Raw genomic sequence first — 21,085 nt, 5'->3', positions numbered from 1 at the left:
CTGTCGTCACACAACCCGATTACACGCTGCCGGGAACCAACCCCATTACCGCTATGCCGGGACGACGACAAACACGGGGCCACCGACCGAACCGCTTGACACATAACGTCTTACGCTGATGTGCGGACGTTGATTCCCCCTAGATCGGAAGCCTGGGCGGCGGTAGGCGGTCAGTTGACCTGAGGGTGTCCAGTCGTACATCGAAGACGAACGGCACGTCTTCGGGGCCGCCGGACAGCCACCATGTGCTGACGGTAGCGATGCCGTCGTCGATGTCCTCGATGGTGCACTGGATCGTGGTAGGGCATGGATAGGCGGATGTAGGAAGCAAATCCCCACCGAACGAGGCCGTCTTGTCGACCAGTTGGTGTGGTCGGCCGTGCGCATCTACCAACTCGACCAAGACGATGCCCGGTTGCGGGTCGTCGCTGAGCCAATAGACAGCTACGGCTGGCAGTTCACAGCCATCGCCCTTTCCTAACGTCTCCTTCACGACAACAGCTTATCGATTAGACGGTCCGCAAGCGGATTGGAGCGCGCAGGGTCTTCGGGGTTTGAGTGTGTCGGGAAGCCTTATTGACCAACAGATCGATCTAGACGGCCGACCAATGCGCACCCAGCGGCATTTCCGTGCATTGGATTGCCACGGCCTCACCGGGCTTGTGTGCCGTCGTCGGCGGTAGATTCAAACACTGTTCGAAAAGGGGCCGGCGCAATGGAGCGGCGCTGTGCGACCAGGCCGATGTGGCCTTGTTCGTGCCAGCAAAGACTTATACCGACTGCGGCATTAACCGGGCAATTCGAACCAACTTAGGTCGCCGCTTTATTCACCGAGCGCCACTACAATATTGAGCGGTCATCGTACCCGACTCATCCACCACGGCCTAATGGCAAAGGAATTGACGCTTTCCTCTCCTGCCGGAATTCGGATTCAAAATTGATATATTTCCTCGAATTTCAGCCTGACCAGCATTGATGCCAGAGAATTCGCAACCCCGGCCGACCGCCAATTTCTCTTTCCCATCGAAGACGATCTTATCGCAGCGGCCAATAACTGCCATCGGGGCGGCACACTCACCGCCTGTGACGCGGTCGGGCGTGTAGGCGTTTACTTTTTTGCAGTAGTAGTCGAAGCGGGCTACACCTACATTATCGTTTAATGCAAAACGAAACCCCACGGTCTCATCCGAATAATTCCCTTCTCCACGGGCTCCAAATTCGGCGGCGCAGTATTCCTTTCCTGTCACGGTCTTCTTCGCTGCATCGAATTTCATGCTTTTGCATTTGTACGTCGGTGGGAATCCCTCGGCCGCGTGCGCTTCGCCGCTTGCGATCCCGGCCACGGCCAGAGCGGTACAGCAGACGATAGACATACCGCGATAGTGCGATCGTTGCATCAGGACTCTCTTTCGCAAAGTTGCCGAATATTCGGCCAGCTCCCCTGGGCCGTCGATGCTGTATTCGGAGCAGTTGACCTCCCGGATGGGTGCCGCTGCGACTTGTCCGGCGAGCTCGCGAGCGTGGGGCAGCGCCTCCTGTCGCTTACGGTCGAGTATCCATGCGGCGGTGGCCTTCTGGGCGGAGACCAAATGCGCCATCTGTTCGGCGAAAGCGAGATCGTCACAACCGGCTCGCCGCAGGAACCACGGCGGGAACGCCACCGCATGTGCATTGCAGACGGCGTATGCCGCCAATCTGAAACCCACCCGGCAAAGCCTAATCCGAGCCCCGGATCGCTCTGTCAGGCAGAAGACTCCCGCCTGCGATACATGGTTCGGCGATGCTGTGGTGCGCCCGGAAGTGGTCGATCAGAACGTCCTGGAATCGGCATTTGCGTGCGTTGGGAAGCCTTGCTGACCAACAAATCTGGACGCTGGACCAACGCGCGCCCGGCGGCATTTGCGGACATGCTCGTTGGGCGGGGTGGCGCGGTGGTTCAATCGCTCGATGCGTGGTGACGAGATCATCGGTCAGTGGAGTGTGGAGGCCGGGTATCACAGCTCGATGGAGGATGAGCAGTTCGTCTTCTGGGGTGATGGTGTGGGGTTGGTGGAGTACGCGCGGCCGGGGGCGAGTGAGTGTGTGCTGTTCCGTTGGGCGCGGACGGCGATTCGGACGGTGCGGCTCGAACCGCATCGGTGCGTCCGGCACGAGGGCGGTGCGGTTGTGGAGGTTGATGTGCCCGAGGTGGTCGAGATCGGTTATCGGATCACGCGGGAGCAGCGGCCGTTGATCGGTGAGGTGCTGCCGGTGCTGTATCTGCCCGCTCCGTTCGCGGCGACTCCGGACGGCGGGTACGGGCTGATCACGCGGGAACCGGCGGTGTATTTCACGAAGATGCGGCGCGCGAGTTCGTGAATCGAGGCATCGTCAAAGTCTGTGCGCGGTTGCTCAGGCCGATGACTGCCGGCAATGCCCCGCGCGGCGCCCATCCGACGCCAGTCCAGACCGAAGCGCGTGATGGAGGCTCGGTTCAGGGCCGACGTTACGTGATAGCGAGACGGCACTACCCAACGTTAGCAACCGCGCTTCTGCGTGGAACTGCGCGATGCCATCGGAAGAAAATGCCCCGGCATCGATAGCCGCGTATTCAGACCAACCGAGATGGGCTCGGCGAGTTGACCTTCCGAAGAGCCAGATGGCCGACTCGAACCGCGCGGGTCGCGGCATGAGCGCGCGTTGAAAGCCTTGTCAGCCAACGGATTCGGACGGCTGACCAGCGCGCGCCACGCGGCATTGCAGGATGGCGGAGTCTGCGGTGCGGGTGTTCGTGATGCGCGGCGTGGTTGCCAGATCGGCTCGCTTAGGTGGAAGTCGTGGGTGCTGCCAGGGGAGTGAAGTGCCGATCAGCCGCAGCGCGTCAGCTAATGTGAAGCAACATTGCCCTGGGCTGGTCACGCGTTCGACATCGACCGAAAGACGGTGTTCGTAATGGTGAGTTTCAAGGATCTGGTGCATGAGCGTCTTGCGTCGATACCGATGTCGTTCCCGGGAGATTCGACGTTCGACGACGCCACGGCGAGCTGGAGCTACCAGGTGAAGACTCAGCCGGTCGGCGTGGTCGCCCCGCGCTCCACCGCAGAGGTACAGGAAGTGATCCGCTGTGCCCGCGACGCCGGGGTTACCCAGCTGGCGATCCGCTCCGGTGGGCATTCCTTCGAGGGCGGCAGCCTGGGCGGGCGCGACGGGCACGCGGTGGTGATCGACATGATCGAAATGAAAGACGTCACCATCGACCGTAGCGAGCTGACCGCAACCGTGGGTGGTGGCACTCTGCTCGGCGACCTCACTGTGCAGGCGTGGAATCAGGGTGGGTTGATGCTGCCCGGTGGCAACTGCCTCGCAGTCGGGGTCGGCGGACAGGTCCAATGTGGTGGTTACGGCCATTACGCGCGCACGCACGGTATCCAGGTCGACCGCTTGCAACGGGTCGAGATGGTGCTGGCCGACGGCTCGGCCGTCGTTGCCGACGAGCACCGCAACCCTGACCTGTTCTGGGCCATCCGGGGCAGCGGCACCGGCTCCTACGGGGTGATCACCCAACTCACCCTGCGGTTGAATAAGGCTCCCGCGGCCCCGGCGAACTTCTTCGTCAAATACCCGCTGACCGACACTGATTCGTTCCCCCGCACGTTCAAGGCTTTGCAAGACTATTCACTGAACGCGCCACTGTCGTTCAACCCGATGATCGTCATCTGGCGAGAACACTTGCAGATCCTCGGATGCCTGGCCACCGACACCGAGACCGATCGTGAAGCACTCATCACCGACATGCGCGACAAGCTTCCCCCGACCGAGGAATTCGAGATCCAGCGGGTCGATTACCTGGAGACCATGCGGCAGCAGGCGCTGGTCGACACCTCGGCACCGTTCTACGCGGACTTGACCGATATCCGCCGCGAACGCCGAGAACACCTGCGCTACATGAAGATCAAGGCCGGATTCGTCGCCGAACCGTTCACCGACGAGTTCATCCAGAAGTTGGCCGAGCACGCGATCACCCAACCCAGCGACGGCGTTCGCATCCAGATCCTGGGCCTGGATCCCAACTCCGGCCTACCGGTCGACGCCACCGCCATCAAGAACCGCGGCTGCCACTGGCTGATGGGCACGTCCTCGGCCATCTTCCTCGAAGAGGTCGACGACATCGACACCATGGTCGCCCTCGGCAAGCAACGCGACCAATGGCTCCATGAAGCGTACGAGATCTTCTACCCCATTCTCTCCGGCGGCTACATCGGCGACGACGACTACGAAGAAGGCGACCACGGCCGCGACATGTTCGTCAGCTACTTCGGCAACCACCTTCCTCGACTGAAGGCCATCAAGCGAAAATACGACCCCGACAACCTGTTCCATCACAAACTCAGCATCCCGCTCGACTGACAGCACCGTTGGCGAAGGCAGTAGCGACCGGCGAAACCTGCTGACTGGCGACCGTGTTCGCCTACCCCTCACAGATAAACCTTCTGCCTACACGAGCACTCGGTCATCGGCATGACCGCGCGTTGAGAAGTACTGGCGGCCAGCGCGTTTGGGCGAATGACCAACGCGCGGGTCGCGGCAATGCAGCGCGGTCGCGGGCGGGGCGTTCGCGCCGTGAAGTTACTTGCAGTTGCGGGTGGGGTTCGGACGGCGCGGGGACGTCGACGCCTATGGCGAAGGCGGGAGTCCGGTGGCCATGACCACCCCTCCAGCGCCTTCTCACCCAACGCGCCAAATAGCTTCTGACGCAATAGCTGGCGAAAACGCCGCATCCGCGGTGGGTGTGCGCGCTAGCGCTACCGGATCTGCACGAAACCTCCACAGGTGTGCTCCCCAGAGTCCTTCGGAACCAGCTACTTTGGCGGGATGTTCAACCTGAAGTTCTGGCAGCGTGATGGTGGGTTTCGCGCGGCCTGGATTGTCTATGGTGTCGCGGCTGCGATCGGTGTGCTCGTGCCGCTGTGGGTGGTGTTCGGGGATGGCTGCTACTACCTGGAGTGCCGGAAAACGGTGGCGCCCTTGTCTTTTTCGCTGGGGGTGATCGTTGTTGGCGTTGGTATCACGCTTGTTGTGGCCGCGGTGATGCTCTATCGCGGGGGACGTCGGGGGCGGCCTCGGTTCATGTGGGCGGTGGTCGCGGTGGTGGGTGGTCGTTTCCTCTTGCAGCGGATGGACACTGATGACCTTCGATCCTTTCGATGACCGACCGGCTCTCACTCGGGAGGCGAGGGACATCGAGACTGTGCTCGGCCGGCTGCCGGGAGTCCAGCAGGTTTCGACCGAGGTCGACGGGATGTTCTCCGCGGTGGTCGTACTGAGCGAGGAAGCGTCGAACGAGCAGGCCAAGGCGGTGGTCGGAGCCTTCCGCGACCGGACCAGAGCCGCATCGGATTTCGATCGGTGGGAGGCTGAGATCGAAGTCCGCCGGGGAGCGGCGAACAGCTCGTTCAAAGCAGGGAAGGCGGGGTTCGGTGAGGCACCGGAGCGTGCTGGTCTGTGGTTTGCGTTGAGCGAGGCGTTTCCCGAGGACGAGGTGAAATGGACTTACCACACGTGGTCCCACTACTCGTACGGGTCGAGCGATCAATTCAAAAGGATGGACGTCGGAGTCGGCGAGATCTCGCTGAAGCTGGTGCACGCGAACGACTTCAATGCCGTCACCGAAACATACCGGCGCCTGATGCGGGAGTTCCTGGAGCTGGCTGGGGCTCGATGGGAGATCGGACCCTCGGCCGCGGGGAGTGGGGCTCTGAGCGTGGCGAACCGGTATCCGTCCGATCTCGAATTCTCTGTTTGGCATCGACTCAACGAAGACCAAACCGTGCCGCACACCGTGCGGATGGCAACAACCGCCGACCTGACGACGTACTCGAAGCGGCCGCGCGTTACCGAGCAGCTCCGGTCGCAGGATCTCGACGACGTGAAACTGCTTGCTGAGAAACATCTTCCGATCGTCGCGGAGCTGGGCTCGCCTGATGTCGACTACCTGGTTACTACAGACCCTCGCGACTATCTCAGCCTCGAAGGATCAACGTCCTCTTGCATCGACCGAAGCCTGACTATGACCGTCACCAATCGCGCAAACCACCCACCTGGCCCTGCTGAGCGGCCATTCACAGTTGGGTATCAGCCCTGCTGATCCGCTGGTGGGCGCCGGGCAGTTTCGGATGCCTCGCGAATAACCTTGGGCTGTAAGCGATCCTGTTCACCACCGAACCCAACCCGTCGGCTCAATCCTGCGCGGCGAGTGCCGCGGCGATGGTCCGCGCGGCCGCCGGAAACCCGTTCGGGTTCGGGCCGGTGAAGTTCAGGCGCAGATAAGGCCCGGATGGCTCGGCCGGGAACCATTCGTGACCGGAAGCGACATACACACCTCGCGCCTCGCAATCGCGCACGAGTCGGTCGGTGTCGGTGTTGTCCGGCAGGCGTGCCCAGAGATGAAGCCCGCCTCGGGGAACGTAGTCGACGCGCAGGCGAGGGGCGTGCTCGACGAGGCTGTCCACGAGCAACGCGCGACGCTCGCGGAGTTGACCGCGCAGCCTGCGCAGGTGGGTCTGCCAGCCGGGATCGGTGAGGACTTCCAGGGCGGCTTGCTGGAGGAGACCACTCACGTACATGGATTCGGCGGACTGGTCGGCCAGGATTCGATCGTGGGCCGGACCGCGAGCGATGACGGCACCGACCCGGATGGTCGGTGACAGGCTCTTGGTCAGGGATCGCACATAGACAACGTGGCCTGCGGTGTCTCGGGTTGCGACCGGCCGAGGGTCGGTATCGATCCCGAAGTCGTGCGCCCAGTCGTCCTCGACGAGGAACGCGCCGTGTGACCGGACGACCTCCAGGACCGCCTCGGCGCGCTCCGGAGACCATTGTGCCCCAGTGGGATTCGCATAGTTCGGCTGGACGTAGAAGGCTCTGGCGCCGGTCTCCCGCAAGGACCGGTCCAGCCCGGCCGGATCGGGTCCTTCGACGTCGCTCGGCACTGGAACGAGCCGGACGCCGGACTGGTGCGCCGCGCGGATCGCGCCCCAGTACGTGGGGGACTCGATCAGTAGCGGTTGTCGCGGAGCGACCAGTGCGCGAAATGTCGAGGTGAGTCCGCTCTGGCTGCCGGGGACGATCACGACGTCGTTCGCCGTGGGGGCGGCGAGGCCGGCGGGTGTCTTGTCGGCCAGCTCGGTCGCGAACCAGGTCCGAAGGTCGTTGAGCCCGGCGGAGTCCGGTCGGGTCGTGGCCAGGGAACCGCGCGCCGCGCGGGTCAGGGCCGCCCGAACCAGCCGCTCGGGCAACAGGTCTGCCTCGGGGTAGCCGGAATGGAGCGCTTGCGCGTCGGGTGGCGGGGTGCGCATGGTGCCGCCGACGCTCGGCAGCGTGCGGCGCGGGGTGCCCAAAGCCGCTGTCTGCCAGCCGAAATCCTGTGGACCCATGGGCCGCGGTGCGCGAACGAAGCTGCCGACCCCGGGGCGGCTCTCGATGAGGCCCTCGGCGGCGAGTGCGCGGACGGCCTTCTGCACGGTGACCGGACTGGCGGCGTACTCCGTCACCAGCTGACGGGTGGACGGAAGCTGCGCGCCCGGTGCGGCGTTAGCGATCCACGCGCGGATGCCGGTGGCGATTCGACTGCTGCTATCGTTGAACATGTCAGTACAGAGTAGCGCTACTATCGATGTGCGCACACCGCTACCGCCCACACTGTCCGGCGCGAGCTGGGGACTCATCGGTGTCGCAGCCTTCTCCTTAACGATGCCGCTCACTCGCATCGCGGTCGGCGGACTGTCGCCGCTGTTCATCGGATCCGGTCGCGCGGTGGTCGCTGCCGTGCTGGCGGGTGTGGCCCTGGCGGTCACGCGTCAAGCATTTCCCTCGGGTGCGCAGTGGGTGCGGCTCGCGGTCGTTGCGGCGGGCGTGGTCGTCGGCTTTCCGGTTCTCACCTCGTATGCCCTCACGGTGACGCCCGCCAGTCACGGCGCCGTCGTGGTCGGGCTGCTACCCGCGGCCACCGCGGTGATGGCTGTGCTGCGCACCGGCGAGCGTCCGGCGCGCGCCTTCTGGCTCTTCTCGCTCGCGGGCGCGATCGCCGCGGTCGTGTTCGCCCTGGTGGAGGGTGGCGGCTTCGGTGAAATCCACGGAGCCGACCTGCTGCTGTTCGGCGCGGTGGTCGCGGCTGCCGTGGGGTACGCCGAAGGTGGCCTGCTCGCCCGGGAAATCGGCTCCTGGCAGACCGTGTCGTGGGCGCTGGTGCTCTCCGCGCCGCTGATGCTCACGCTTGCCGGTGTCGCCGTCGCTGACCAAGCGCCCGCAGCCACTGCGGTCGAATGGGCCTGCTTCGCTTACCTTTCGGTCGTCAGCATGTATCTCGGCTTCTTCGCCTGGTACCGCGGGTTGGCGATCGGGCCGATGGCACGGGTCAGTCAGGTGCAGCTGGTTCAGCCGGTCATGAGTATCTGCTGGGCGGCGCTGCTACTCGGGGAACGGATCGGCTGGCTCACGTTCGCAGGCGGGTTGGTGGTCATCGCCTGTGCGGGTGGTGCGGTGCGGACCCGGCTCGGTCTCGCTAAAACTGTGGCAAAGGATGACGTGGACTTCGTGCGTCGATCGCCGGGGGCGTGAACGACATTCGACTAGGGTCGGAAGTGTGTCCAAGACGCACGACTACGAACTGGATGTCACCTGGACCGGTAATACGGGCACGGGGACCAGCGGTTACCGGGACTTCGAGCGCTCGCACACCATCAGTGCGGACGGCAAGCCGGTGATCCCCGGCACCGCGGACCCGGCGTTCCGCGGTGTGCCGGAGCGCTGGAATCCGGAGGAGCTGCTGGTGGCTTCGCTGTCGCAGTGTCACATGCTCTGGTACCTCGTGTTGTGTGCCAGAGCGGGCATCGTGGTCACCGACTACACCGACCACCCGTCGGGCACCATGGTCGAAAACCCCGATGGCGGCGGCCGATTCTCCGAAGTAGTGCTGCGGCCGCGGGTACGGATCACCGATCTCCAGCACCATGAGCGCGCGCTGGCCCTGCATGAGCGCGCCCACGAGCTCTGCTTCATCGCCAATTCGGTCAACTTCGAACTTCGTTGCGAGCCTGAAGTTCTGGGGACATAAGCGGCTCACTCGGTGGGGTCGTAGCGATCTCGCCGAGCGGCAGGATCGAATCGGCGAGGCGGTCGATGACGGCGTCCTGGTGACTGATCACGATGAGGGCCATGCCTTTTCGACGCAGCCCGTCGAGCAGTTCGAGCACGAGTTCTTGCGTGCTCGGGTCCAGTGACGAGGTGACTTCGTCGCAGATCAGAATGCGCGGTTCGGCGGCGAGGGCACGGGCAATGGCGACGCGCTGTTGCTGGCCGCCGGACAGGTGATCGGGCCGGCGCAGTGTCAGGTGGTCGTCCAGGCCGACCGCTCCGAGCAGGCGAAGGGTCTGGTCGCGGGCGGCGGGGGAGTCCATGCCGTGCAGTAGACGCAGCGGGCGACCGATCTGGCTGCCGATGCGATAGGACGGGTTCAGGGAGGTCCCAGGGTTCTGGAAGACCAGTTGAATGGCGCGACGGTGCTCGACGGTTCGCCGATCGACGCTGGGATGCAGTGGGGCGCCGTCGAGTTCGACCAGGCCGCGAGCAGGTGCGTGCAGGCCGGCCAGCGCTCGGACGACCGTGGTCTTGCCCGCGCCGGAACGGCCGGTGATGGCGAGGCACTCGCCGGGGTGCAGAGTGAAGGAGACGCCATCCACGACCGGGTGGGAGTTGCGGTGTGTCACGACGAGGCCTTCGACCCGGAGCGCCGGTGCGGCTCTCGGACGGAATGCGAGCGAAGGCGTTGGGGCGGTGGGCTTCTGGTCGTGGCACGGTCCGATCGCGACGAGCTTGCCCCGGTCCAGCTCCAGCACCTCGTCGATCAGCGGTGCGATGGCAGGCAGATCGTGGGTGATGACGAGCAGGGTGGTGCTGTCCTTGATCTTGTGCAGCGTCCGCAGCAACTGCTCGCGGGTCTGTGCGTCCAACCCGGTGGTCGGCTCGTCCAGCACCACGAGGGCGGGGTTGCCGAGCAGTGCCATCGCGAGCAGGACCCGCTGCTGCTGGCCGCCGGAGAGCTCGTGGGGGAAGCGCCGCCGGAACTCACGATCATCGGGCAGATCCACTTCGCGTAAGGCATGGGCGACCGGGTCAGTATCGAATGTGCCGCGTAGACGGGCGATTTCGCGCAGGGCGGTGCAGATGCGCATGGCCGGATTCAAACCGGTCGACGGGTCCTGCGGCACATAGCCGACGGTGCGACCGGCCCCGCCGAGGCCGACGGTGCCCGAGGCCGTCAGCCCGGCGGGCAGCGCGCCGAGCACCGCCAACGCGAAGGTGGTCTTGCCCGCTCCGGAAGGACCGATCACGGCCAGGCCGCGCCCTGACGGCAGACGCAGCGAAATATCTTCCAGTACAACGCTTCCTGAAGCATCGCGAACCGTGAGTCCGTCGACCGTCAGGCCATCCGCCGTAGAAACCGCCGAAACGCCCGACGCCGCCGGGCGATTCACCTCGAAGGCCCGGTCGGTGACCATATTGACCGACACCACCAGCACCATGATCAACAGCGCCGGCGCGAGCACCGCCCACGGCTGCACGCCGAAACCCGGCCGATTCTCGGTGATCATGAGCGCCCAGTCGGGGGAGGGCGGGCGAAGTCCGAGGCCGAGGAAGCCGCTGACCGCGACCATCGAAATGCTCGCCGACATCCGCACTCCCGCATCGGCCAGCACCACCGATCGCAGATTCGGCAGCACCTCGACCACCGCGAGCCGCCACAGCGGTTCCCCTCTGGCCCGGGCCGATTCGACGTACCCGGTGGAAGCGAGTTCCAGCACGCAGGTGCGGACGATCCGGATGATCCAGGGCACCGAGGCCAGCGCCGCGGTCACCACGATCGCGACCGGACCGGCCCCCAGCGCGGTCGCGATCACCGCGAGCATCAGGAACCACGGCACGACGACGATCGCGTCGACCGGGAGCATGATCCAGCGGTCCAGTCCGCGGCGCAGACCCGCGAGCAAACCCAGCCCCAGGCCGAGCGCGTACGCGACGACCAGCACGAGCCCGGCGAGCGACAGCAGCGGCAGGCCGCCGTGCAGTACCCGCGACAGCACATCCCGGCCGACCACATCGGTGCCGAAGAGATGGCGCCCCGTCGGCGGCTGGAACGGTGGCGCGACCACCGCGGTCGGCGCGTACGGCGCGAACACCGGACCGAGCAGCACGAGAAGCAGCACCAGTGCGGTGACCAGCAGCCAGCCGGAGCGAATCCGGCGTCGCGCCCTCATGCTCGCTCCGTCAGCGCCAGCTGGCGGGCCCGCGGACTCACCAGCAGGGTCAGCAGATCGGCGATCAGGTAGATCGCGATCCCGACGGCCGCCATCAGTACTGCGGCCGACTGGACGAAGGGAAAGTCGCGAGCCGAGATGGCGCGCAACAGTTCCTGCGACAACCCCGGATAGTTGAACAGCGTCTCCACCACCGCGACACCGCCGATCAACCCGACGACCGAACCGGCGAGCGGATAGATCGACGCGGATACCGCATTGGGCGCGACATGCCGCAGCAGCAGCCGCAGTCCACCGATGCCGTTGAGCCGGGCCGTCCGAATGTAGTTGCCCGCCATGACTTCCGCGGTCTGCGCCCGCACCATCCGCACCGGATGCGGTGCCAGCCCGATCAACAGACAGGTCACCGGCAGCACCAGGATCTCCGGCCGCTGCCACGCGCTCATGCCGGTCGGCAATAGGGAGACAGCTGGCAACAGGTGCAGCGACAGCGACACCGTCGCCACCAGCAGCACACCGAACACGAAGGACGGCACCGACTCCGCCGCGAGCGCGACCGCACTGATCACCCGATCGGTCCGGGTCCCGGCGCGGACTCCCGCCACCAGTCCGAGCGCGAGCGCCAGCGGGATCAGCAGCGCGGCGGTGAGCAGCGCGAGGGTGACACTGTTGGTCGCGCGGCCGAGCAGGACATCGCTCACCGGGCGCCCCGAGATCAGCGAATGGCCGAGATCGCCCTGGAGAAAAGCGAACAGCCACTCGGCGAAGCGCACCGGTGCGGGCCGGTCCAGCCCGAGCTCGGCGCGCAACGCGGTCAACTGCTCCGGCGCGGGGTCGCCGCCACCGTCGCGCGACAGCAGCACCGTGGCCGCATCCGAGTCCAGTGCTTCGAACAACCAGAAGACCACGAGCGCGACGGCGAACAGCACACCGATCCCACCGCCGACACGCCGTGCGATATAGGCGATCACGGCGCTGCTACGTCGCCAACCAGGTGGTGGCGTAGTTCGCCCAGTCGTCGGTGCCGGGCACCCCGCTGCGTACGCCGCGCACATGGTTCTTCGCCGCGTCGGGACGTTTGGCGAAGCTGTGCAGGATGTATCCGCCCTCGTTCCAGAGTTCTTCCTGGAGTTCGTGATACAGCGTGCGGCGGCGTTGCGGGTCCATCGCGGCGCGCGCCTCGGCGAACTTCGCGTCCCACCCAGGCCGCCGCCAGCCGGTGCCGTTGCTGGGTGAGGTGCTGGTCATGGTCTGGCCGTAGAAGTAATCGAGACTGTAGTTCCACCAACCGATGTGCGACAGCGGTGCTTTACCGCTGACCTGGGAGAAGTAGGTGTCCGCGGGCACCGATTCGAGCCGGATGTTGATCCCGGCAGCCTTCGCGTGCTCGGCGAACAATGTCGCGGAGTCGAGCATGCCCGGCGAGCCGTCGGCGGTCGGCAGCGTGACCGTCAGATTCTCTTTGCCCGCCTCCCGCAACAGCTCTCGCGCGCGCTGCGGGTCATAGGTCCGCTGCGGCAGACCGTCGTGGTAGAAGGGCGTACCCTTGCCGTAGACGTCGTTGCCGATCTCGGCGTAGCCGTAATACACGGAATCGACCATGGCCTGGCGGTTCACGGCGAGACGCATGGCCTGCCGGACCCGCACGTCGTCGAACGGCGGTGTGTCCACCCGCATCTGGAACGCGCCCATCAGGCCGGCGGGCGGGACCACCACGGTCGTACCGGGGTCGCGCTCCAGGGTGCGCGCTTGCAAGTACGAGATCTCGTGCACCACATCGGCTTCCCCGGACAGGAAGGCATTGACCCGTGCCTCGGTCTCCGCGATCTGGATGATCTCCACCTCGTCGAGCAGGGGCCGTCCGTCCCAGTATCGGTCGTTGCGCCGCAACAGTGTTCGGTCGCCGGGCGACCACCGCTGCAAGGCGAACGGACCGGTGCCCACCGGCAGCGATGATCCATCGATGGTGCCGGTGCCCTCCTTCACGATGTAGCAGTACCAGCCCGCCAGCACCGAACCGAAGTCGGCCAGCGGCGTTTTCATCGTCACCAGCACACCGAGATCGCCGTCGGCGCGGGTGCGCGACATGTCGATGTTGGCCAGATCGCCGGACGACTTCTTGGCGGGGTCGAGCATCCGCTCGAAACTCCACAGCACATCCCGCGCCGTCAACGGCGAGCCGTCGCTGAACACCACGCCACGGCGCAGCGTGATCCGCCACTGGCTGCCGTCGGCATTGGGCTCCAACGACTCCGCCAGCCGATAGCGCAACGTCAGGTCGTTGTTGTAGGCGACGAGCTTGTCCCACACGTTCTTCGACACCGCGCCACCCGCCGAACTACCGGCCTCGTGCGGATCGAGCACGTCCGCGCTCGCCGACCGCCCCGCGATCACCGACCGCAGGCGTCCGCCCGCTCGCGGTGGTCCATCCGGCGCCGCTGGGCCGCCTTCGGTGCCGCAACCCGCGAGCAGGCCGCCCAGCGCGAGCGCACCCGCGCTCCCGAGCAGAAAGGAACGGCGACCGAGCCCGGGCCGCACCGCTGTGTACTTGTCCATTGCCATCCTCGTGGGTGAGTTCCCGGTACCACGGCGCAGGTATCCTGGCTCCCGGATCAACGCTCCCCGCCGGTCTTCCAGCCTGGGTAGGCCGTGACCATGAATCGGCGGATCGCTCCTCGGTGACAGTTGCGGGACAGCCCCGGATTCGCACCGGTGTTCCCTACGCCGGATTCAGACCATACCGTCTGCTATTCCTGACGCCGACGAGCAGCCGGATTGCGGTACGTTCGGGTATCCGGGATACGCCGGTCGGCAACCCTGGATGATAGGCGGATGCTCCCCACCGACCAGCTGGCTCAGGCAGACCGTCGCCCAGCGGTGATCGACACGCCCCTCGGCACCGTCGAGTTCTCCGTCACGCTCGCGGCGGATGTGCTACCGGCGGAGTCGAATACCCTGTGGCGCTTGGCGAATGGTTCCCATCTGCATCGCTGGCGGCACCGGACCGCAACGGTCGATCTGCTGATCGGCGGCATCGATGTCAAGCCCTGGGACGACGGCCCACCGGTCCCCGTGTGGGCCGGAATCTGGCAGGTGCAGGCGCGCGCCGAGGTGTCCGGACTGGTCGTCTCGGCCGCGCTGACCGACCTGCCCGCCGATGCGTACGGCGGCCAGGACTCCGGCGAATGCCTCGCGGCGGTGAGTGTCGAGAACGAGCACTTCATGGTGTCGATCGGCGGCCCGGATGCGGAGCTGCTCGCAATGCAGGCCGCGGACGGTCGGCTGATGCCCGTCAGGTGGGCGCGGCTGTTGTCGACCGGCTCGGACGACAGCACCGATTACGGTGTGCGATATGCAGATCCGGCCGGAATCGCGTGGCATCTCCCCGGCTTGGCCGCAGGGGAAGTGGCCCGGCTGTGCATCGCGTCCGCTTGGTGTCCCCGCGACGACGACCGACCCGCAGCCTGGTATGCGGTCGATATCCCGCTCGACACCGCCTACCTCCACCTCATTGCCGAGTCGACCTGATCGGCCGCACCGCGTTTACCGAATCCGCTGCGGCGCAGCAATACCGGTGTCAGCAGGAACAGTCCGGCAGCGAGTACCGCGACGGCCAGCATGGCACCGCGCAGCCCGACGGCGTCGGCCCAGAGTCCGACATAGACCGGCCCGAGCAGGAATCCGAGGTAGGACACCATCGTGACGATCGATGTCGCGCGGCCGCGGCGGGCCTCGTCGACGTTGCGCGAGACCACGGCCAGCAGCGTCGGGAACAGCACCGCGGTCCCGGCCGCGGCCACCGCGAGACCGGCTGCGGCGACGAAAAGTGTTGGCGCCGAGGCGATGAGGACGGTGCCGACCGCGGTGGCCGCAGCTCCGGCGAGTAGTACGGTGCGGGACATATCGGCCCGCACGCCGCCGACGGCGAACCGCGTGAGCGCGACCGTGCCCGCGAACACGGCGGGCGCGACCGCGCTCGATCCCGGCCCGGTGTGCAGTTCGGCCTCGGCGAAGACCGCGCTCCAACTCTGATGCGCGTTCTCGCTGGCGAAGGCCAGCGCGCCGAGTGCCCCGATGAGTACGAAAGGAGCGATCCGCCATCGGTGGGAGTCGGCGAAATCTGTTGCGGTGCAGTCCTCGTAGTCCTCCGGTATGTCGCGGCCCGGCAGCATCCGGAACGTGGCGGCACCGGTCACCATCGAGGCGATGGCGACCACGACAAAGGGGACCGCGAGCGGAAGTTCGGCCGCGGCAGCCAATCCGGTGGCAAGACTGCCGAGCACCACCAGGCTGGAGAACGCGCCATGGGCCCGGGTGATGACGGGGCGACTCGCGCTCCGCTCCGCCCGTCCGGCCACCGCGTTGATGGCCACGTCGGCCGCTCCGCTGGTCGCCCCGACGAACGCCAGCCCGATGCACAGGCTCACCAGATCCCGGGCGGTCAGCGCCAATCCGGCACCCACGCCACCCAGCGCGCCGATGGCCACCGACGCGACCCGCAATCCCCATCGATCCAACGCTCGACCCGCCAGCAGCATCGCGGGCAGCGCGCCCGCACCGACGAACAGCAAGGCGAACCCGAGTTGGCCTGCGCCGAGGCCGGATTGCTTGGCCACCCGTGGCACGGACGCGCCCCAGATTCCCCAGAACGAGCCGAAGGCCGCGAACGCCACATAAGCCGAGGTGATCAGCGGGCGCGGCGAGTCGGCGGGTTGTCGAGCCATGTGTGTAACGATACACAATTATGCTGAGCCGATGGTTTCCTCTGCCGGATCGAAGCGGGTGACGCTCGCGCAGGTGGCCGAGCGGGCCGGAGTGTCGGTGATGACCGCCTCCTATGCCTACAACCGGCCGAGCCGGGTCTCCGAGCAGGCTCGTGCGAAGGTGCTGGCGGCGGCGAACGAACTGGGTTACGCCGGACCCGACCCGAGTGCCCGCTCGCTGCGCCGCGGCAGCACCGGCACGCTCGGCGTCGTGCTCGGCGAGCAGCTGAGCTACGCGTTCGACGATCCGCAGGCGGTGTCGTTTCTGGCCGGAATCGCCGATGTGTGTGCCGAACGTGGTTACGGCATAACGATTCTGCCGATCACGGGCGCCGCCGACGATCCGCAGCGGATCCAGCGTGCGGCGGTCGACGGGTTCATCGTGTGGACCACCACCGACGACGACCCGATCCTGCCCGCCGTGCAGGCGACCAAGCGTCCCGCGGTGGTGCACGGCGGACCGGCGGTGCCCGGATCGGGTCTGGTCACCATCGACAACCGGGCGGCGGCGCAGGCGGTGGGTGCCGTCGCGTTCGCGGGCGCCGAGCGTGCCGCGGTGCTGAGTTTCCCATTGTCCAGGCAGCGAGTCGGCGCGATAACGCCTGGCACGGGCATTGCGGACGTCTCGTTCCCAGTGACGCGGCAGCGGCTCGAGGGGTATCGGCAGGCGGCCGAGCAGGCCGGCATTGCTTGGGCCGAGGTGACCGTCGCGGTGTGTACGCGTAACGACGCGGACGAGGCGGAACGCGTCGCGACCACGCTTCTGACCTCCGCCGAACCGCCCGACGCGATCGCGGCGATGAGCGACGAACTCGCGGCGGGCGTCGTCCGCGCCGCCCGTGCGCTCGGTCGCGCCATCCCCGGCGAACTCGCCGTAACCGGGTGGGACGATGCCGCCGTGGCCGCGCGGCTCGACCTCACCACCGTCGCGCAATCATTGCGCGAACAGGGCGCTTTATGCGCCCGCGCCGCGCTCGGGCAGCGGCTCGACTCCCGTGCCGAGCCGTGGTCGATTATCCGGCGCTCCAGCACGCGTCACTGACCATTCTTTCGATAAGGCTGCGTGTGGCACGCGTGCACTCGGCTCGAATTTCATTAGCATTCGAGAGGCCATCGAACGGGCGCACTGGAAACCGATGCAAAGAAAGGACAGCCATGACGGAGGAATTTCCCCCCGGTTATACGGCACCGGGCCAGTACCCGCCGCCGGTCCCTGGTTCGCATCGGCGGCCCGGCGGCAAGGGCCTGGCCATCACCGCGTTGGTGCTGGGTATCCTCGCGCTGCTCACCTTCTGGACGGTGATCGGCGGCATCCTGTTCGGCCTCGCCGGCCTCGTCATCGGCATCATCGCCGCGGCGCGGGCCCGTAAAGGCGCCGCCGAGGGTTCCGCTATGGCGATAACGGGCTTGGTGTTGAGCATAATTGCGTTGGTCGTGACAGCGATCGCCATAGCCGTCGGCTTCGCGCTTTTCAGTTACACCGGCGGTGACGAGTTCACCGACTGTGTGAGCGACGCAGGCAACGACCGCGCGAAAATCGATCAATGCGAACGGGATTGGCAGCAGACGGTGGAGAACAAATTCAGCGTCACCATCAGCCCGCAGCCGACCAACTGACTCGTTTGTTCCTCGCTTATCGATGATTCATCGCGCGCCAAATGGATCTCGTCAGGACGGCTTCGCTAAGCAGTGTAAGACACCGACTTGCCGATGAGCGCGTGGCGCCGTGCCCGCGCTCCGGCAGGCGGCCGGCCCCGCGTGACTACGACACCGCGGGGCATTGCGCTCGGTCGGTCGGGTGCATTGAACTTCCATTGTGAATATCTTCATCCGCGGGTAATTGAGTGCTGGCCGTACCCGCCGACCAGTCGGCATCGTCGGTCGCCGATTCTATTCGGCGTGCTTACGAATTCGACACTATTCGGGTGCGCAGTAGGGGTCGACGCAAAGGCCATGGGGGACTATGGTTGTGACCTACCAGCCCTCGTCCCGAATCTGTCTCGACGCCGAGACCTATTGTGGGACACCGAAGTCCGCTGCCTGGTCCCAGCAGTCGACCACCTCTGTGTATTTTTAGGTGGAGTCATGTCCTCATATGCCGAATATTCGGATCGCCGCATCACAGTGCGCCCCTTACGAATTCGAGCGGTCGGTATGTATTCGGTGTGATTTCCCAGTGCATCTGAAACGTTGTTGCGCACGGTCTTGTCGCAATGAGAATCCCGGAGAATTCGAGCTGTCCCCGGCGCGCGTATTGCGCCGCCGGGGTCCATGAGAACGACATTGAAGAAAGGAGGTGAATACAATGACGAAGATGCCCTACATCGAGCCCCTGGTGATCTGCCTGGGTGCGGTCGAGGACCACACCACGATCCTCTTCCGCGGCGTGCCTGATCTGGTCAGCCACGGCAACCTGCTCTAGTCGCAGGCAATGATCGACCCGTGGTCCCCTCCTTTCGGCACGTGACGGGGAGGGGACCACATTTATCGGCGAATGAGAGGTTCCGCCATCATGGACCATTCCCCACTTACCGTGGACTACCTCGGTTGCGCCGGCCGAGCGACCCTGCCCCGCGCCGGGGCTCCCGTCGACTACGCCAGCGTGCCCTTCGCGGCCTTCCCCGCGCGCGGTGTCCCGGAGAGCCCGAATTACTTGCGGCAGTGGACAAAAGCGGGAAAGCACCCGACTGTCCGGCCCGCGCACCCGAGCGATCGGGCCCATCTAGCGCTGGGCGGCACCCTCACCGGAGTTCTGGACGATGCCCTCGCCGAACGGATCACCGCCACCCTCAGGAGTGGACGGTACGCGGATCTGGCGGAGCTACCGGGCGACCTGGTCGGTTGCCTGGTCACCGACGATCGAGTCTTCCTGTTCCGCAGCCTGTTCACCCGGGACACGCTGTTCTACAAGCAGTCCGGCCACACGCTGGCATGGTCCAGCGATCCCGCCGACCTCGTCCCCGACGGCCTCGACCGGCTGGACCGGGAAACCATCTGGCGAATCTGCCGCGGCGACAGCATCTTCGCCTATCCCGAGCTGGGCTTGCTCCGCCCCGGCCACCTGCTGGTGTTCGACGGTGTGTCGGCCGAGGTCGTCCAGTACGACCGGATCACGCCGAAGCCGCTGCCGCGCGGCAGCACCGCGCGGGACTACGCGGAGCGGGCCTGGGAACTTCTCCTCGCCGCGACCGGGCCGTACGCGCACAACGGTCACATCGGACTACTGCTGAGCGGCGGCATGGATTCCTCCGCCGTGGCCGCCGCGCTGGTGGCCAACGGCGCCGACGTCACCGCCTACCACCTGGCCACCGACGATCCGCTCGCCGACGAGTCCGAGTACGCCCGCGAAGTGTGCCGATATCTGTCCATCCCGTTCGTGCCGATCATGACCGACACCGGTGCCGGGCACGTGAACGAGGACTGGCGGTTCTCGCATCCGTACAACCACACCGGGTTTCGCTGGCTGGAGCAGATCGTGCAGCGGGTCCACCAGGACGGCGTGGAACTGCTGACCTGGGGCCGGGACGGTGACCTGCTGTTCAGTCCGGCCCCCGACTATGGCGTGTGCGATGTGCTGCAGGGGCGGCTGAGCTTGTCGGAGAAGCGTTTGATGCTGCGCGGACTGCTCTGTTCACGCTGGACGCTGACGGATCTGCTGAAGAGCGTCCGTCGCTCGTATTCGCTGGCGATCGATGCCTCGGCGTTCGGCGACTACACGCGCCACCCCGACTTTCTCGTTCCGATGCCGGGCGTGCGGTTCGAGTTGCCCAACCCGGAGTTCGTCCCCGAGGAACAGACCACCGATCTGGCCCTGGCCTGGCCGCACGGCGTCCAGTTCTGCTCCCCGATGGCCGATCGGGCGATGTACGAGCTGATGACCGGCATGCCGAGGGCATACCGGTGTATTTCCTATGGCGGCCGAAATATCAACAAACCGGTGCTGCGGTTGATGCTCGAAGACCGGCTGCCGCCGATGATTTGGCGTCGGCATGGTCGGTTGTGGTTGGGTTCGCCGCACGAGAACTTCTGCCTGAACCATCCGCAGGCGCTCGCCGGGCTACTCGGGCCCGACTCCCTGCTGGCTCGGCTGAACATCGTTGACCCGGCCCAGGTCGTCGCCGTGCTCGGCCACCCGTTGTCGACCCGCCGCCACGCGCAGAGCCTGATCTGCACGGCCATGACGGAACTATTCCTGCGCAGTCTGGAAAGCCGGACCGCGCATCCGGTGAGGAGCTGATCACCATGCCACTGCTGCAACTCGGCGACGACGCCATCCTGGACACCACCGACGGCGTCGGCGTCATCATGGACTCCCGGGCGGGCGTCTACTTCGAACTCAATCCCGTTGCCACGCTGATGGTTCAGGCCGCGATGAGCTGCGAGACCGTCGAGGACGCGGTCCGCGAGCTCGAGCAACGCATCGATGCGAGCGCGGAGACATTGCGTGCCGGTCTGGGCAAGCTGGTCGACCAGCTCGCCGAGCACCGGCTTCTCGCGCGAACGGATGCCGCGAAATGACCGAGCTGGCACAGCAATTGGAGTCGATGCTGTCCGATATCGATGGTGTACCGGCACCGCCGCGCCCGTCGTATCGGCTTCGTGGTTACGCGGTGCGGAGCACCTGGCGGGCGCTACGCCTGCTCGGCACGCAAGGGTGGGGACCGGCCCATCGCTACCTGCGGGACTTGCGACCCGGACCGGGCTGGCAGACGTCCGCCGAATTGTCACCGGCGGAGGCGATCCGGCTTGTCCGGCGCGAGATCCTGTTCAGCCAGCTGGTTTTGCGAACCTTGCAGCCCAACGGATTGTGTCTGCCCCGCTCCTTCTCACTGGGAACATATCTTTCGGCCATCGGACTACCGGCCGAAGTCATCGTGGCGCGCGAGCGGACCTCCACCAACCCCCGCTATTCCTTCCACTCGTGGACGGAGCTGTACGGCGAGGTGCTCAACGACAGTCAAGATGTCAGAGTGGGTTTCTCAGTGCTGCAACGGGTTTCGGCGCGCGCGCTCAACGGTTGACCATCGCCCT

At 65.9% G+C, this 21,085-nt stretch carries 19 protein-coding genes and 1 riboswitch; of the genes, 12 read left to right on the top strand and 7 right to left on the bottom strand.

All coding sequences use genetic code 11. From position 1 onward, the window contains the following. Positions 1-139: 139 nt before the first annotated feature. Positions 140-493, bottom strand: coding sequence for a hypothetical protein (locus tag IBX18_RS32855; protein ID WP_194837360.1), 354 nt, complete (start codon positions 491-493; stop codon positions 140-142). Between the two features lie 391 nt (positions 494-884). Beyond that, positions 885-1,706, bottom strand: a complete 822-nt coding sequence (locus IBX18_RS32850; protein WP_194837359.1) for a hypothetical protein — start codon at positions 1,704-1,706, stop codon at positions 885-887. A gap of 241 nt (positions 1,707-1,947) precedes the next feature. Between IBX18_RS32850 and IBX18_RS32845 the strand changes: the two genes are divergently transcribed. The 4 genes from IBX18_RS32845 to IBX18_RS32830 all read left to right on the top strand — a co-directional run bounded on the left by IBX18_RS32845 (position 1,948) and on the right by IBX18_RS32830 (position 6,124). Then, positions 1,948-2,358: a hypothetical protein gene (locus IBX18_RS32845; protein ID WP_194837358.1), complete on the top strand. Its 411-nt coding sequence runs from the start codon at positions 1,948-1,950 to the stop codon at positions 2,356-2,358. A gap of 573 nt (positions 2,359-2,931) precedes the next feature. Then, positions 2,932-4,386 carry an FAD-binding oxidoreductase gene (locus tag IBX18_RS32840; RefSeq protein WP_194837357.1) on the top strand — a complete coding sequence of 485 codons (1,455 nt, stop codon included), beginning with the start codon at positions 2,932-2,934 and terminating at the stop codon, positions 4,384-4,386. 465 nt (positions 4,387-4,851) lie between these two features. Continuing rightward, positions 4,852-5,187 (top strand): hypothetical protein, encoded by a 336-nt coding sequence (locus IBX18_RS32835; RefSeq protein WP_194837356.1) that lies wholly within the window; start codon positions 4,852-4,854, stop codon positions 5,185-5,187. Between the two features lie 40 nt (positions 5,188-5,227). After that, on the top strand, positions 5,228-6,124 hold the full coding sequence (locus IBX18_RS32830) for a hypothetical protein (RefSeq protein ID WP_194837355.1): 897 nt from the start codon (positions 5,228-5,230) through the stop codon (positions 6,122-6,124). Between the two features lie 91 nt (positions 6,125-6,215). Here IBX18_RS32830 and IBX18_RS32825 read toward each other — a convergent pair whose 3' ends face one another. Then, the gene (locus IBX18_RS32825; protein ID WP_194837354.1) at positions 6,216-7,625 is read right to left on the bottom strand and encodes a PLP-dependent aminotransferase family protein; all 1,410 of its coding nucleotides are present in this window, start codon (positions 7,623-7,625) and stop codon (positions 6,216-6,218) included. Between IBX18_RS32825 and IBX18_RS32820 the strand changes: the two genes are divergently transcribed. Then, complete coding sequence (locus tag IBX18_RS32820) at positions 7,624-8,595, top strand: DMT family transporter (RefSeq protein WP_194837353.1); 972 nt, start codon at positions 7,624-7,626, stop codon at positions 8,593-8,595. The two genes, IBX18_RS32825 and IBX18_RS32820, sit on opposite strands and share 2 nt — an antisense overlap. A 25-nt stretch (positions 8,596-8,620) precedes the next feature. Beyond that, positions 8,621-9,091, top strand: a complete 471-nt coding sequence (locus tag IBX18_RS32815) for an OsmC family protein (RefSeq protein ID WP_306796518.1) — start codon at positions 8,621-8,623, stop codon at positions 9,089-9,091. Here the strand turns inward: IBX18_RS32815 and IBX18_RS32810 are convergent. From IBX18_RS32810 to IBX18_RS32800, 3 genes are read right to left on the bottom strand one after another with little or no spacing between them, the layout of a single operon-like run. Then, a complete protein-coding gene (locus IBX18_RS32810; RefSeq protein ID WP_194837351.1) occupies positions 9,048-11,291 on the bottom strand; it encodes an ATP-binding cassette domain-containing protein in 2,244 nt (747 codons plus the stop codon). The genes IBX18_RS32815 and IBX18_RS32810 overlap by 44 nt on opposite strands. Then, positions 11,288-12,262: an ABC transporter permease gene (locus IBX18_RS32805; protein WP_306796517.1), complete on the bottom strand. Its 975-nt coding sequence runs from the start codon at positions 12,260-12,262 to the stop codon at positions 11,288-11,290. The genes IBX18_RS32810 and IBX18_RS32805 overlap by 4 nt, the downstream gene beginning before the upstream one ends. A gap of 7 nt (positions 12,263-12,269) precedes the next feature. Then, complete coding sequence (locus IBX18_RS32800) at positions 12,270-13,847, bottom strand: ABC transporter substrate-binding protein (RefSeq protein ID WP_194837350.1); 1,578 nt, start codon at positions 13,845-13,847, stop codon at positions 12,270-12,272. A 16-nt stretch (positions 13,848-13,863) separates the two neighbouring features. Then, positions 13,864-14,068, bottom strand: a riboswitch (cobalamin riboswitch). A 55-nt stretch (positions 14,069-14,123) separates the two neighbouring features. On the opposite strand from IBX18_RS32800, the gene IBX18_RS32795 reads away from it, so the two are divergent. Further along, positions 14,124-14,819, top strand: a complete 696-nt coding sequence (locus IBX18_RS32795) for a hypothetical protein (protein WP_194837349.1) — start codon at positions 14,124-14,126, stop codon at positions 14,817-14,819. Here IBX18_RS32795 and IBX18_RS32790 read toward each other — a convergent pair. After that, positions 14,789-16,015, bottom strand: a complete 1,227-nt coding sequence (locus tag IBX18_RS32790; RefSeq protein WP_194837348.1) for an MFS transporter — start codon at positions 16,013-16,015, stop codon at positions 14,789-14,791. The two genes, IBX18_RS32795 and IBX18_RS32790, sit on opposite strands and share 31 nt — an antisense overlap. A 31-nt stretch (positions 16,016-16,046) precedes the next feature. Between IBX18_RS32790 and IBX18_RS32785 the strand changes: the two genes are divergently transcribed. The 5 genes from IBX18_RS32785 (at position 16,047) to IBX18_RS32765 (ending at position 21,075) form a co-directional block, all read left to right on the top strand. After that, the gene (locus tag IBX18_RS32785; RefSeq protein WP_194837347.1) at positions 16,047-17,096 is read left to right on the top strand and encodes a LacI family DNA-binding transcriptional regulator; all 1,050 of its coding nucleotides are present in this window, start codon (positions 16,047-16,049) and stop codon (positions 17,094-17,096) included. A gap of 113 nt (positions 17,097-17,209) precedes the next feature. After that, on the top strand, positions 17,210-17,671 hold the full coding sequence (locus IBX18_RS32780; protein ID WP_194837346.1) for a DUF4190 domain-containing protein: 462 nt from the start codon (positions 17,210-17,212) through the stop codon (positions 17,669-17,671). 895 nt (positions 17,672-18,566) lie between these two features. Further along, positions 18,567-20,291 carry an asparagine synthase-related protein gene (locus tag IBX18_RS32775; protein WP_194837345.1) on the top strand — a complete coding sequence of 575 codons (1,725 nt, stop codon included), beginning with the start codon at positions 18,567-18,569 and terminating at the stop codon, positions 20,289-20,291. A gap of 5 nt (positions 20,292-20,296) precedes the next feature. Then, a complete protein-coding gene (locus IBX18_RS32770; protein WP_107655861.1) occupies positions 20,297-20,572 on the top strand; it encodes a PqqD family protein in 276 nt (91 codons plus the stop codon). After that, on the top strand, positions 20,569-21,075 hold the full coding sequence (locus tag IBX18_RS32765; protein WP_194837344.1) for a lasso peptide biosynthesis protein: 507 nt from the start codon (positions 20,569-20,571) through the stop codon (positions 21,073-21,075). Before IBX18_RS32770 ends, IBX18_RS32765 begins: the two co-directional genes overlap by 4 nt. The last annotated feature ends 10 nt before the right edge of the window (positions 21,076-21,085 follow it).

Origin of the sequence: Nocardia sp. XZ_19_369 (assembly GCF_015355715.1) — a bacterium.
Classification (GTDB): Bacteria; Actinomycetota; Actinomycetes; order Mycobacteriales; family Mycobacteriaceae; genus Nocardia.
Note: the sequence above shows the minus strand (reverse complement) of the source record. Positions and strands in the feature narration are given on the sequence as shown.